Source organism: Mycobacterium sp. NGS59 (assembly GCF_059812345.1).
This window is the reverse complement of sequence record NZ_JCALCN010000010.1, coordinates 145,386-158,192: the sequence shown is the minus strand read 5'-3', so window position 1 is coordinate 158,192 and position 12,807 is coordinate 145,386. Positions and strand designations below refer to the sequence as shown.

General features: G+C 66.4%; 15 protein-coding genes. 6 read left to right on the top strand and 9 right to left on the bottom strand.

The genetic code is table 11. The features are described from left to right. Nucleotides 1-2 precede the first annotated feature (2 nt). Nucleotides 3-800, top strand: coding sequence for a dienelactone hydrolase family protein (locus AC5Y46_RS13970; RefSeq protein ID WP_499991747.1), 798 nt, complete (start codon nt 3-5; stop codon nt 798-800). Here the strand turns inward: AC5Y46_RS13970 and AC5Y46_RS13965 are convergent. Together AC5Y46_RS13965 and AC5Y46_RS13960 are read right to left on the bottom strand one after the other, a co-directional pair. Continuing rightward, complete coding sequence (locus tag AC5Y46_RS13965) at nt 797-1,234, bottom strand: NUDIX domain-containing protein (RefSeq protein WP_499991746.1); 438 nt, start codon at nt 1,232-1,234, stop codon at nt 797-799. The two genes, AC5Y46_RS13970 and AC5Y46_RS13965, sit on opposite strands and share 4 nt — an antisense overlap. Next, complete coding sequence (locus AC5Y46_RS13960; protein ID WP_499946630.1) at nt 1,234-2,385, bottom strand: AI-2E family transporter; 1,152 nt, start codon at nt 2,383-2,385, stop codon at nt 1,234-1,236. Before AC5Y46_RS13960 ends, AC5Y46_RS13965 begins: the two co-directional genes overlap by 1 nt. A 100-nt stretch (nt 2,386-2,485) precedes the next feature. On the opposite strand from AC5Y46_RS13960, the gene AC5Y46_RS13955 reads away from it, so the two are divergent. Then, entirely contained in the window at nt 2,486-4,027 is a 1,542-nt protein-coding gene (locus AC5Y46_RS13955; protein WP_499991744.1) for a carboxylesterase/lipase family protein, read from the top strand. On the opposite strand, the gene AC5Y46_RS13950 is transcribed toward AC5Y46_RS13955, so the two are convergent. The 4 genes from AC5Y46_RS13950 to AC5Y46_RS13935 are packed head-to-tail and all read right to left on the bottom strand — an operon-like array spanning nt 4,014 to nt 7,262. Then, the gene (locus AC5Y46_RS13950) at nt 4,014-5,123 is read right to left on the bottom strand and encodes a 3-beta-hydroxysteroid dehydrogenase (protein WP_499991743.1); all 1,110 of its coding nucleotides are present in this window, start codon (nt 5,121-5,123) and stop codon (nt 4,014-4,016) included. The two genes, AC5Y46_RS13955 and AC5Y46_RS13950, sit on opposite strands and share 14 nt — an antisense overlap. Before the next feature lie 54 nt (nt 5,124-5,177). Further along, the gene (locus AC5Y46_RS13945; protein WP_499946633.1) at nt 5,178-5,435 is read right to left on the bottom strand and encodes an exodeoxyribonuclease VII small subunit; all 258 of its coding nucleotides are present in this window, start codon (nt 5,433-5,435) and stop codon (nt 5,178-5,180) included. Further along, nucleotides 5,425-6,666, bottom strand: coding sequence for an exodeoxyribonuclease VII large subunit (gene xseA, locus AC5Y46_RS13940; RefSeq protein ID WP_499991740.1), 1,242 nt, complete (start codon nt 6,664-6,666; stop codon nt 5,425-5,427). Before xseA ends, AC5Y46_RS13945 begins: the two co-directional genes overlap by 11 nt. Next, complete coding sequence (locus AC5Y46_RS13935; RefSeq protein ID WP_499946635.1) at nt 6,663-7,262, bottom strand: lipid droplet-associated protein; 600 nt, start codon at nt 7,260-7,262, stop codon at nt 6,663-6,665. The genes xseA and AC5Y46_RS13935 overlap by 4 nt, the downstream gene beginning before the upstream one ends. Before the next feature lie 88 nt (nt 7,263-7,350). Here AC5Y46_RS13935 and AC5Y46_RS13930 point away from each other — a divergent pair, with 88 nt between their 5' ends. Next, on the top strand, nt 7,351-8,358 hold the full coding sequence (locus AC5Y46_RS13930) for a 4-hydroxy-3-methylbut-2-enyl diphosphate reductase (protein ID WP_499946636.1): 1,008 nt from the start codon (nt 7,351-7,353) through the stop codon (nt 8,356-8,358). A gap of 54 nt (nt 8,359-8,412) precedes the next feature. On the opposite strand, the gene AC5Y46_RS13925 is transcribed toward AC5Y46_RS13930, so the two are convergent. Then, nucleotides 8,413-9,630, bottom strand: a complete 1,218-nt coding sequence (locus AC5Y46_RS13925; protein WP_499991736.1) for a DUF6542 domain-containing protein — start codon at nt 9,628-9,630, stop codon at nt 8,413-8,415. 84 nt (nt 9,631-9,714) lie between these two features. Here AC5Y46_RS13925 and ychF point away from each other — a divergent pair, with 84 nt between their 5' ends. The 3 genes from ychF (at nt 9,715) to AC5Y46_RS13910 (ending at nt 11,550) form a co-directional block, all read left to right on the top strand. Next, nucleotides 9,715-10,788, top strand: a complete 1,074-nt coding sequence (ychF, locus tag AC5Y46_RS13920; protein WP_499991735.1) for a redox-regulated ATPase YchF — start codon at nt 9,715-9,717, stop codon at nt 10,786-10,788. 85 nt (nt 10,789-10,873) lie between these two features. Continuing rightward, nucleotides 10,874-11,113, top strand: a complete 240-nt coding sequence (locus tag AC5Y46_RS13915) for an AbrB/MazE/SpoVT family DNA-binding domain-containing protein (RefSeq protein WP_499946639.1) — start codon at nt 10,874-10,876, stop codon at nt 11,111-11,113. Beyond that, complete coding sequence (locus AC5Y46_RS13910) at nt 11,110-11,550, top strand: PIN domain-containing protein (RefSeq protein ID WP_499991731.1); 441 nt, start codon at nt 11,110-11,112, stop codon at nt 11,548-11,550. Before AC5Y46_RS13915 ends, AC5Y46_RS13910 begins: the two co-directional genes overlap by 4 nt. 180 nt (nt 11,551-11,730) lie before the next feature. On the opposite strand, the gene arr is transcribed toward AC5Y46_RS13910, so the two are convergent. Next, on the bottom strand, nt 11,731-12,132 hold the full coding sequence (gene arr, locus AC5Y46_RS13905; RefSeq protein ID WP_499946641.1) for an NAD(+)--rifampin ADP-ribosyltransferase: 402 nt from the start codon (nt 12,130-12,132) through the stop codon (nt 11,731-11,733). A gap of 44 nt (nt 12,133-12,176) precedes the next feature. Further along, on the bottom strand, nt 12,177-12,767 hold the full coding sequence (locus AC5Y46_RS13900; protein ID WP_499991728.1) for a TetR/AcrR family transcriptional regulator: 591 nt from the start codon (nt 12,765-12,767) through the stop codon (nt 12,177-12,179). Nucleotides 12,768-12,807 lie beyond the last annotated feature (40 nt).

The following is a 12,807-nucleotide window of genomic DNA, read 5'->3' as shown; positions in this document are numbered from 1 at the left end:
ACGTGAGCTCACCTGAAGCAGACCTCTCCGGGTGGTCGGTGCAGCCGTTCACCGGTGCCGGCTATACCCACGACGTGTACCGCAAAGGTTCGGGTCCCGGCGTGCTGTTGATCCCGGAGATACCCGGCATCCACCCGGGCGTACTGGGGCTGGGTAATCACCTGGTGGACAACGGTTTCACGGTGGCCATTCCGTCGCTGTTCGGCGAGCCGGGACGGGCCCAGTCACCTGGATACATCGCCGCCACGATCGGCAGGGCTTGTGTGGCAAAGGAATTCGCCGGCTTCGCCACCGACAAGCAGCGGCCGGTGTCGCTGTTCCTGCGCGCGCTGGCCCGCGATCTCAACGGCTCGACACCGGGCAGCGGGGTAGGCGTGATCGGCCAGTGCTTCACCGGCGGCTTCGCCTTGGCCGTCGCCGTCGACGACAGGGTGCTGGCCCCGGTACTCAGCCAACCTTCCGTGCCGTTTCCGTTGACCCCCAAGCAGCGCCGCGACCCCGGTCTGAGTGAAGCCGAGCTGAGCATCGTCGCCGGTCGCTGCGCCGACGAGGGCCTGTGCGCGATGGGGTTGAGGTTCAGCGAGGACATCGCGGTGCCGCGGGAACGGTTCCAGACCCTCAAGCAACGTCTGGGCGACGCGTTCGAGGTGATCGAGATCGACTCGAGTCCGGGCAACGCGCACGGTTTCAGCCGGATGGCGCACTCGGTGCTCACCGACGAGGTCCGCGAGGTCGACGGTCAGCCGGCCTACGAAGCGCGCAAGCGGGTGGTCGAGTTCCTCACCCGGCGGCTCACCTAGCGAAATATCGACATCGGATGAATCAAAGCACCCTCCAGAACTTCCCGCGCGAGGTCGGCGACTTCCACCGACCGCAGCGGCAGCTGGACCATCTCGTCGAGCGTGAACCACGCGGCGCCCAGTGACTCCTCATCCGGCACCGACTTCGGCGGACGGTCGTCGGCCGGGTGGGCCACGAAGATGACGCGCATCCGCGCGTTGCCGGGCAGCGGTGTGTGCTGAATACGCAACACCCCGTCCAGGACGATGTCGATCCCGGCCTCCTCCCGCGTCTCCCGGTGCGCCGCAATGGCGAACGTCTCTCCCGGTTCGACGCGGCCGGCCGGGAGGTACCACAGCTGACCGTGTTTGCGCTCGCGCACCAGCAGAAACCGCCGGCCCAGTCGGACCAGCACCAGGGAGAAGTTCCAGGTCGGAATCGGTTCGCGGGCCATCAATCCGGGACCGCGGTCTGCGCTTCGTCCTTGCGGCGGCCAAACCACTTGCGCCGCACCGGCTTATCGTCAGCGGCCTGCAGTGCCGGCAGGTCCACGCCCTTGTAGACCGCCAGGTAGACGTCGATCGTGGTGACGATGATGATCATCAGCACCGGACCGATGATGATGCCCCACGGGCCGAACATCGAGATGCCGGCGAACACCGACAGCAGCATCAGCGCCGAGTTGAGCCGGGCGTCGCGCGGCACCAGGACCGGCCGCAGGAAATTGTCGATGTTGGTGACCACGATCAGGTGGAACAGGATCACGAACAGTCCGCCGCCGATGTTGCCGAAGAAGCACATACCGACGCCGAACGGAATGGTCACGATCCCGCCGCCCAGCGGGATGATCGACAACGCGGTCAGCACGATCGCGAAGATGAAGAAGCCGTGGTGGAATCCCGCCAGGTAGATGGATGCGGCGCCGGCGACGCCCTGGCAGAACGCGATCACGAACTGTCCGTTGACGGTGCCGCGCACCATCGAGCCCATCTTCTGCAGGTACAGGTCGGTGACTTCGTCGCCGAGCGGGTTGAGCTGACCGATCAGGGTTCGCATCTTTTCGCGGTGGACCAGCAGTGCGACGAACACGTACAGGAAGATGATCGCCGACGTGATGATGCCGGCCAGGCTGCCGGCCGCGTTCTGCAGGATCCCCAGTAGCCAGTGGCCCGCGTTCTGCGCGGCCGAGACCACCGTCTCGCGCAGGTTCTCCGCGGTGACCGTGACGTGTACGAACGGCACCCGGCTCAGCAGTTCGTTGACCAGATGCAGGGTCTTGTCGCCCAACGTGTTCAGGTCGGTGGTCTTCATCCACCCGGCGACCGAGTCGACCATCCGGGCGATCTGGACGATGGCCAGTGTCACCAGCAGCGCGACCGGCACGATCACGATGCCCAGCGCGGACAGCAAGGTGCAGGTGGCCGACAGTCCGGTATTCAGCCGTTTGTTGAACCATTTGTACAGCGGGGTGAACAGATACGCGCCGACGGCGGCCACCACGATCAGGACGAAATAGTTGCGCAAAAAGTAGGCGCCGAACAGCACTGCGACGAGGGTGATGATCGCCAGCGCACGTTTCTGGGTAACCGTGAACTCGGTATTCATGCCTTGGCCGGGCCACCTCCGGTCGGTGTTGAGCGCCTCGTTACCTTATCGTCGTTTCGCGGGATGCGAGGCGACTCTGCCTCTGGCCAGGAGGAACAGCATGAGTGTGATCGAGACCAGTTACGGTCCGGTGCGCGGTGCCGACCTCGACGGCCCGCCCGGCCGCGTGACTGTCTGGAAAGGCATCCGGTTCGCTCGCGAACCCGTCGGCGATCTGCGGTTTCGGGCGCCGGAGCCGCCTGAGCCGTGGACCGAGGTCGCCGATGCCACGGAGTTCGGGCCGGCCTGCCCGCAGTCGACGCTGCCGAACATGAAGCTGGACTTGGGCGCCCCGCAGGGCGAGGACTGTTTGCGGCTGAACATCTGGGCGCCGGCCGGCACCTGCCCCGGGGAAGGCAAACCGGTGCTGGTGTGGCTGCACGGCGGCGCCTACGTCTTGGGCTCGGCCAGCCAGCCGCTCTACGACGGCCACACCTTGGCCGCGACCGGTGACGTGGTGGTGGTCACGGTCAACTACCGGGTCGGGGCGCTGGGGTTCTTGGACCTGTCATCGTTCAGCACCGCGCAGCAGCGGTTCGACTCCAACATCGGCCTGCGGGACGTGCTGTCCGCGCTGGGCTGGGTGCGCGACAACGTCGCGGCGTTCGGCGGCGACCCCGCCAACGTCACGTTGTTCGGTGAATCCGCCGGCGCCGGCATCGTCACCACCCTGCTCGCCAGCCCCGCGGCCGAAGGTCTGTTCGTCCGCGCGATCGCGCAGAGTTCGCCCGCCACTTCGGTTTACGACCGGGACCGGGGGCGGCGGGTGGCCGTTGCCGTCCTGGACAAACTCGGTATCGCCGAGTCCGACGGCCACCAGGTGGCGACCGCGTCGACCGAGGCGCTCATCGCGGCGACCAGTGAAGTGTTCAACGAGGTGCCGGTCAGCAATCCCGGCACGCTGGCGTTCGTGCCGATCGTCGACGGCGACCTGCTGCACGATCAGCCGGTCAAGCTGGCCCAGCAGGGCCGCCTGCTTCGGGTTCCGTTGATCATCGGCACCAACAAGCACGAAGCGGCCCTGTTCCGGTTGCTGCGCTCCCCGCTGATGCCGATCACGCCACACGCGATCACCACGATGTTCAGCCAGATCGCCGCCGAGCAACCCGACCTGCAACTGCCCACCATGGAGGATTTCGGGCAGGCGTACTCGGGCCGGCAGAAGTCGCGCAGCGTCGGCATGGCCACCGACATCGGGTTCCGGATGCCGTCGGTGTGGCTGGCCGACGGCCACAGCAGGGTGGCGCCGGTGTATCTGTACCGGTTCGACTACGCGACACCGTTGTTCAAGCTGCTGATGGTCCGGGCCGCCCATGCCACCGAATTGCCTTATGTGTGGGGCACTCTGGGCGGCCCGCAGGACATGTCGCTCAAGCTCGGTGGCGCCAAGACGGCGACGGCGGTCTCTCACCGGATGCGGACCCGATGGATCAACTTCGCTGCGCATGGTGAGCCCGGCGGACCGCCCGGCGAGCCGCGCTGGCCGCGTTACGGCGAGCCCGACCGCGCCTGTCTGGTGATCGACAAGCGCGACACCGTCGTCAACGACGTCGACGCGCGGATCCGGGAGGCGTGGGGCGCTGAGATGGTCAGCTTCCGGTAGTCGCCTTCGCGCCCTTCTTCTTGGCCGCCTGCGCGTCGGCGTTCATCTTGTGGAACATCTCCACGTAGTACGGCAGGCATTCCTTGAGCGCCTGCTCGGTGGTGAACAGCGGCTCGTAGCCCAGGTCGCGGCGCGCCTTGGCGATCGAGAAGTAGTTGTCCAGATACAGCCGTTCGACCGCGTTGGGCTCGAGAAGCGGTGCGGGGAAACCGAATCGGAAGTGCAGCCGCTGCCACCCCGTCATCACCCAGTGCACCGCCGGGCCGGAAACCCTCAGTTTGGGCCACTTCACGCCGCACGCCTCGACGACCGGGCGGGCGAACTCGAACATGTTGATCGGCTCGGCATCGTTGATGAAGTACGCCTGGCCGGGCGCGGTGCCGCCGGGCACCAGGTGCTCGGCGGCCAGGATGAAGCCGTGAATCAGGTTGTGCACGTAGGAGTTGTCCAACTTCGCCGACTTGCGGCCCACCAGCACCTTGACGTGGCCTTTGATCACGCTCTCGAAGAGCTTGCGGAACATGGTCTGATCGCCGTTGCCCCAGATGCCGCTGGGCCGAATCGAACACGTCAGGATTCCGCCGACGTCGTTCTGCGACAGCACATATCGCTCGGCGACCACTTTGGTTTCGGTGTAGAGATCGTGGAAGCGGTCGGTGTAGGGCAGGGTCTCGTCGCCGTTGGCGATGTTCTTGCCGCCCATCACCACGCTGTTGGACGCGGTGTAGACGAAGCGTTTGACACCCGCTTCGCGCCCGGCCTCCAACAGGTTCTCGGTGCCGCCGACGTTGACCGAGAAGTTGCGCTGCCGGTATTCCTCGGTCACCGAGGCACCGCCCATCAGTTCGATGATCGCCGCGGTGTGGAAGACGGTGTCGATGCCGTCGACGGCGGCTTCGCAGACGGCCTTATCGGTGATGTCGCCCTGCAGCACTTCCAATTTCGGGTGCTGGGGCAGCGGGGAGGGCGCCCGGTCGAAAGAGCGGACTTGGTATCCGCGCTCCAGCAATGTCCTGACCAGATTGGCGCCGACGAAGCCTGAGCCGCCGGTGACCAGGACGCTGCCGAGTTCGGTTGTCAGTGATGCATCACCCATCGGGGGAGCATAACTAAAACGTGTTCCAGTTCGGAACAGAAACAGGTCGGCGAATCAGTTTTGTTCGGCTTCCCCGGCGGCCAGCGCGTCCGCCACCCGCTGGCGGGCGCCAGCTAAGTGCTCTTCGCACCTTTTGGCGAGTTGCTCGCCTCTTTCCCAAAGCTTCAGCGACGCGTCGAGATCCAGACCGCCCTGCTCCAGCTGCCGCACGACTTCGACCAGTTCGTCGCGGCAATTTTCATAGCCGAGCTGACTAACAGGTGTAGTCGTGTCGCTCTCGGAATCAGGAACCATCTCAGGATCAGAAATCATCAAAGCGTCCTTCGCTCACCGCTGCGACGGCACCGTCGGCGACCCGTACCCGCAACCTGGTACCCGTGGGTGCGTCGTCGGTGCAGCGCAGCACCTCGGCGGCTGTCGGTGTCACCACTTGGACCACGGCGTAGCCGCGAGCCAGGGTCGCCGCCGGACCCAGCGTGGACAGTCGCGCGGCCAGGTGGCCGATGCGTTCGGTCTCGCCGTGGAGCAACCGCTTGACGTCGCGGCGCAGCGCGGTGCGGGCGCGGTGCACCTCCTCGCTGCGCGTCGTCACCATGCGCAGCGGGTCGGCCAACACCGGGCGGCTGCGCAACTGCGCCAGCGCGCGTTGCTCGCGGGAAACCCAGTTCCGCAGCGCCTGAGCGTTACGCCGGCGCAGGTCGTCGATCAGGCGCTGTTCGACCGCGGTGTCGGGAACCACTTTCTTGGCCGCGTCGGTGGGGGTGGCCGCGCGCAGGTCGGCGACCAGATCGCAGAGCGGATTGTCGGGCTCGTGGCCGACGGCACTGATCACCGGTGTGCGGCAGGCCGAGATCGCCCGGCACAGCGTCTCGTCGGAGAACGGCAACAGATCCTCGACGCTGCCGCCGCCGCGGGCCAGCACAATCACGTCGACATCGGGGTGCCGGTCGAGTTCGCCGAGGGCCGCCACAATCTGCGCGACGGCGTTGACACCCTGGGTCGCCGCGTGCCGGATGACGAACCGCACCGCGGGCCAACGCGCAGCCGCCACCGTAGTCACATCCCGTTCGGCGTGGCTTGCCCTACTGGTGATCAGGCCGATCATGTTGGGCAGGAACGGAATCGGACGCTTCAGGCGAGGGTCGAACAGTCCCTCGGCGTCCAGCAGCCGGCGCAACCGGTCGATGCGGGCCAACAGTTCGCCGACGCCTACGGCACGAATCTCGTTGAGCCGCAACGAAAACGTGCCACGCCCGGTGTAGAAGGAGGGCTTGCCGCACACCACCACTTGAGTGCCCTCGGTCAGCTTCACCGGTGCCCGCAGCACCAGGTCGCGCGAACAGGTCACGGTCAGCGACATGTCGGCTGCCGGGTCACGCAGCACCATGAACACCGTATTGGTGTTCGGTCGCATATTGATCTGAGCCAGTTGGCCTTCCACCCACACGGTGCCCAGCTTGTCGATCCAGCCGGCGACCCGAATGGCGACGGCGCGAACCGGGAAGGGGTTCTCGGCTGAGTTCGCGTTGGGCGCGCCGGTCACTTCGCCGACGCGCGGGTGATCCTGTTGGCGAGCAGCGTCTGGAACGGCGCGCGGGCCTTGGTGGCCTGCTCGTAGGCCAGCAGCGCCTCGAGTTCGGCGACGTCCAGCGACTGCAGCCGGGCCCGCAGTTGGGCCAGCGTCAGCTGCGGATAGTCGAGTTCGGTTGCCACCGGCGGTACCGGGGCGCCAGGGCCGGCCTGCTGGTCGTCCGGCTGCGTCCGGGACTCGACGGTCTCGGCCGGGTCGGACACCGAGTACAGCGCGAAGCGCCCCTCGGCGCGGCGGTCGCCGTCGACCCCGTCGACCGGGATGGGGGAGAACCCGCCCTGGCCGCCGCCGTCGATCACCTCCAGGTCCTCGTCGAACGTCGCCCACTCGGGTTGCTCGTCCTTGGGCGGGAACAGCGACTCCAACGTGGTGTCGCCCTTGATGACCAACTCAGCCAGGTTCTGCTGGAAGCGCATCACCAGATGAGCCGCCTGGGACGCCAGCGTCATCGGGTACATGAGGATCGTGCGCGGGAGCTTGATCGTCTCCTCGACGGCGACTGTCGCCGCGCCGACCAGCAGCCGAAACCCGTACGGTGCAGTAGTCATGGCTCCAAGACTGCCTCAAGCAGCGGCGAACTCCAAGCTGGGGCCGCTGAGATGGCAGGCCGGTATCGGCAGAAAGTACCCTGGACGCATGGTGCCGACTATTGACATGGGAATTCCCGGTGCCTCGAGATCGGTAGTCGACGACCCCACCGGTAAACGAGTGTTGCTGGCCGAGCCGCGTGGCTACTGCGCGGGGGTGGACCGGGCGGTCGAAACGGTGGAACGTGCGCTGGAAAAGCACGGCGCACCGGTGTACGTGCGGCACGAGATCGTGCACAACCGGCATGTGGTCGACACGCTGGCGCAAGCCGGCGCGGTGTTCGTCGAGGAGACCGACCAGGTTCCCGAAGGTGCCATCGTGGTCTTCTCCGCGCACGGCGTCGCACCGACGGTGCACGCGGCCGCCGCCGCGCGCAACTTGCAGACCATCGACGCGACCTGCCCGCTGGTCACCAAGGTGCACAACGAGGCGCGCCGGTTCGCTCGCGCCGACTACGACATCCTGCTGATCGGCCACGAGGGGCACGAGGAGGTCATCGGCACCGCCGGCGAGGCCCCCGATCACGTGCAGCTGGTCGACGGGGTCGAATCCGTCGAGCATGTCCGGGTTCGTGACGAGGACAAGGTGATCTGGTTGTCGCAGACCACATTGTCCGTCGACGAGACGATGGAGATAGTGGAACGGCTGCGCCAGCGCTTCCCGAAGATGCAGGATCCGCCCAGCGACGACATCTGCTATGCGACGCAGAACCGCCAGGTCGCCGTCAAGGCGATGGCGCCCGAATGCGAGCTGGTGATTGTCGTCGGCTCCCGCAATTCGTCGAACTCGGTGCGGCTGGTCGAGGTGGCGCTCGGCGCCGGGTCCCGGGCGGCGTACCTGGTCGACTGGGCCGACGACATCGATCCGGCATGGCTGGACGGGGTCACCACGGTCGGCGTCACATCCGGGGCGTCGGTTCCCGAGGTGCTGGTCCGCGGTGTGCTCGAGCGGCTGGCCGAGTACGGCTACGGCACGGTGCAACCGGTGACGACGGCCAACGAGACGCTGGTCTTCGCGTTGCCGAGGGAGATCCGCCCGGCGCGGGCGAAGAGCTAGGGACGCCGGGAGTCTCCTTATTTCAATCTCGGTGACTCAGCGCCGCCGAGCAGGTCAGGCGTCGTACTCCCACGCATCGGGCGACGGCCGCCGCGGTGCCCGCGACCGGTTGCGGCGCGGTTCGTCCCGTCGCTCGTCGCGAGGTTCGCCGCGCGAGGCCTGCCCGCGGTACCGCACCTGCGAAATCGGGTGGTGAGTGGGACTGGACCCACCGGATCCCGCCGAAGCGGCGCGCCGGCTGCGCGGCTCGTAGGGCGGCTCGTACGGCGGGTACGGCTCGTAGCCACCGCGACGCTCGTGCCGGCTGCGGCGTTCGCCCCGGATGGGCGGCTCGGCCCGATCGTAGGTGTCGTACGGATCGAAGCGGCTACTGCGCGGTTCCGGACGGTCGTAGGCCCGCTCGTAGGAATTGCGGCGCGGACGCGGCTCCCGGCGCATCTCCCGCGGCGGTGGGGTGCGCGGGTCAGGGTCGTCGTCGGGGCGGCGCCGACGCGGTCGCCGGGGCGGGTCAGCGGGGTCGAAGTCGGACGCATCGGGTGCCGACGGCCGGCGTGGGGCGCGACGCGGACGCTCGTCGTCTGGCTCGGATGCCTCGTCCGCTCGGCTGTCCGGCCGGACCTGCCGGGAGCGGGTTCGGGTCGGGCGCTGCGCGGATCGGCCGCCGTTACGTGCGGTCCGGCTGGTTCTGGCGGTCCGGCTCTTGGCGTGCGTGGGTGCCGCGTCGGCCGCGTCGACGTCGTCGCCGGAGATACCCGCAAGCAGCGAACTCACCTTGGACCGGATGCCACTGAACACCGAGGGACGCTGGGTGGCGACCTCGTCGTTGTCGCTGTCCCCGGCCTCGCCGTTCTTGCCCAGATACCAGCGAATCAGCCCGATGAAAAGCACGCCACCGGCGGTACCCAACATCAGCGGAAACCGCTCGATCAGCGGGTAACCGCAGTTGATCAGGAGGTCTTTGAACTTGTCGACCTTGCCGCCGTGGAACAGCCAGTAGGCCCCCGGCACCGCGCAGAACAGGATCAGCGGCGGCTGGATGACCGCGGTGAACACCGCGGCCTGCCGCACCGCCAGGACCGCGGCTACACAACCTGCGATGTAGAACCCGGCGAAGACGTGGGTCAGTTCTTTGTGGCCGGAGTCGATCAGGTACCCCGCGGCGGTTGCCCCGACAGCGATGAATACCGCCCCCCACCAGGGCACGCCCGGGATGCCCGGGACGATCGAGCGATGGCTCGGTTCGACCCCTGACGTATCCCGCTGCGCTGACACATGTTGACCGTACCGGCAATCCGCCCGAAGGCCCGTATATAGCCGGGCACTCGCCGTTGGCGTCCCCCGTAGACTTGGCTTCCCGTGAGCCTGAGCCTGGGAATCGTGGGTTTGCCCAACGTCGGCAAGTCGACTCTTTTCAACGCGTTGACGCGCAACAACGTGGTGGCGGCCAACTACCCGTTCGCAACCATCGAACCCAACGAGGGCGTCGTGTCGCTGCCCGATCCGCGCCTGGACAAGCTGGCTGAACTGTTCAAGTCCGAGCGCGTCGTCCCGGCACCGGTGACCTTCGTCGACATCGCCGGTCTGGTTGCCGGGGCCTCCGAGGGTGCCGGTCTGGGCAACAAGTTCCTGGCTCACATCCGGGAATGCGACGCCATTTGCCAGGTGGTGCGGGTGTTCTCCGACGACGATGTGACGCACGTCTCAGGAAAGGTCGATCCCCGGTCCGACATCGAGATCGTCGAGACCGAGCTGATCCTGGCCGACATGCAGACGCTGGAACGGGCGCTGCCCCGGCTGGAGAAAGAAGCCCGCACCAACAAGGACCGCAAACCGTTGCACGACGCGGCGTTGAATGCCCAGCAGGTCCTCGACAGCGGCAAGACGTTGTTCAGCGCGGGAGTGGACACCTTGCTGCTGCGGGAATTGAACCTGTTGACCACCAAACCGTTCCTCTATGTCTTCAACGCCGACGAAGGGGTGCTGACCGACGCTGCCCGGGTCGCCGAGCTGCGTGCGTTGGTCGCACCGGCCGACGCCGTATTCCTTGATGCCGCAATCGAATCCGAACTACTCGAACTCGACGACGAGTCCGCTGCGGAGCTGCTGGAGTCGATCGGACAGACCGAGCGGGGCCTGGATGCGTTGGCGCGGGCGGGTTTTCACACTTTGAAGCTGCAGACTTACCTGACGGCGGGGCCGAAGGAGGCGCGCGCGTGGGTGATTCATAAGGGTGACACCGCGCCGAAGGCGGCCGGGGTGATCCACACCGACTTCGAGAAGGGCTTCATCAAGGCCGAGATCGTCTCCTACGACGACCTGGTCGCGGCGGGTTCGATGGCCGCGGCCAAGGCGGCCGGCAAGGTCCGGATGGAGGGCAAGGACTACGTGATGGCCGATGGGGACGTGGTCGAGTTCCGGTTCAACGTCTAAGTCGAGCGGACGGATGCGATTCGAGACATCGTCTACTTGGACTTCACCCCCCCTGAAAATGGGATTTCACTGGTAGCATGTTCCCATGGAAGCAGTGATCGATTCTGGGGGGCGTGTCGTGCTTCCGAAGCACCTTCGTGACGCGCTCGGCTTGACGCCGGGTACGACGGTGGACATCTCGCCGTACGGGACCGGATTGCAGCTAACACCTGGTGGCAGGACAGCGCGGCTCGAGCGGGATGCGAACGGGCGCTTGGTGGCTCGTGCCGACACCGAGGTTACCGACGAGATGATGTTTGCTCTGATCGACTCCGGGCGACGTTGACGACCGTCCGCGTCACGGCGGTCGACACCAGTGTCGCGGTACCGCTGCTGATGACATCGCACCTTCACCACGCGGTGGTCGCTGCGTGGGCGGAGAGTCGAACCCTGGGTCTTTGTGGGCACGCACTGGCTGAGACGTACTCGGTCCTGACCCGGTTGCCCGGCGATGCTCGCGTCGATGCTGCCGACGCAGTGGCATTGATCGATGGGAACTTCGCTGCGTCGCTGCAACTCGGTGCGCGCGCCGCGCGATCCGCACATCGCGAGTTCGCGCGACGAGGTATTGCCGGTGGCGCAACATACGACGGGTTAGTGGCTTTGGCCGCTCGCGAGCACGGTGCCGTCTTGGCCACTCGAGATGCACGGGCGCGGTCTACCTACGAGGCGCTTGGTGTTGCCGTCCAAGTGCTTGTCGGCGACGTCGGGGGCGTTCAGTGACCGCCGGCGATCCGGTCGAGAGACAACGGCGCCTCATCGAACGTCGAAAGTCGTCTCGAAGCAACTGAGAGACGGGACGACGCCGAGATCCGGCGCGCAGTGGCAGAACCGGCCGGTCGATCGATGAACCCCCGTCCGGGCAATACTGACGACCGCGACGGGGTTCCGTTGCGACACTGCTCAGTTGATGATCTCGCCGCGCTCATCCGCGCGTAGCGCGGCCAGTCGGTCGTGCCACGCCTGAAGAGCCTCGGGCGACAGCCGCGTCCAGTCCTCGACTTCTGCGATGACCCGGAGCGGTTCACGGCTGCGGTAAGAGCGGGTCGGATTGCCGGGGAACTTCTTGTCGGTGACGTTCGGATCGTTCTCGAATTCACCGGTCGGTTCGACGAGATACACCCGGGGCGTGCCGCCGCCGGCGGCGAGCTCGGCCGCCAGCCCGGCGCCGTCGCGCAGGGCGGTGAAGTAGATGTGATTCATCACTATTTCGGGCCGGTAGTTGGAGCGAAAGCCTGCGGTGAGCAGTTCCCCCGTCTTCAGTTCAGCCTTCGTTCCGTGAAAAAACGGGCCTTCGTCCAGCACTGTCTCAGGTTACGGCTACTGCGGCGCGCTTCGGTGGGCGTCAGTCATGCGGTCGGTCTGCCTTCCGCGATTCGACGCGTGACGTCAGTAAGCAAGGCGGTCAGCAGCAACTCGAACGCGCGATCATCCTGCGCGGGTGCGGTAGCGGAAAAGCCGGACGCGCCGGCAACCAAAAACCCTGCCGCATAGTGCTTTTGGGCCAATCGACCGCGAAGTACCGAACCCTGAACCAGCTCTGAGACCGCTGAGTACGTCTCGTAGGCCGTCTGCTCATCGAGGCCCGCCGCGATCATGCTGGCGATCGCTTTCTGGGTCTCCTGTGCACCGAGCCGTTGCGCCATTGGGCTCAGTGCACCGCGAATGAGGATCAGATCCGTCAGCACCGGATCGCGCAGGAAAGTTTGTCGCACACCGCGCACATGCGTCGTCAAGGATTCGCGCCAATCGTTGGAATCGACGAAGGCCGGCATCCCACTGCGGCGTAAAGCCCGATCCGTCATGGCATCCAGGAGCTCTGCTTTGTTGCGAACGTGCCAGTAGACGCTGGTCACTCCCACACCCAACATCTTGGCGACCAGCGGGATACTCAGCTCGTCGACCGACGACTGCGCTGCTATTGCGAAGGCGGTATCCACGATCGCATCTGCGCTCAGGGTGCCGCGTGCTCGTCGCGAG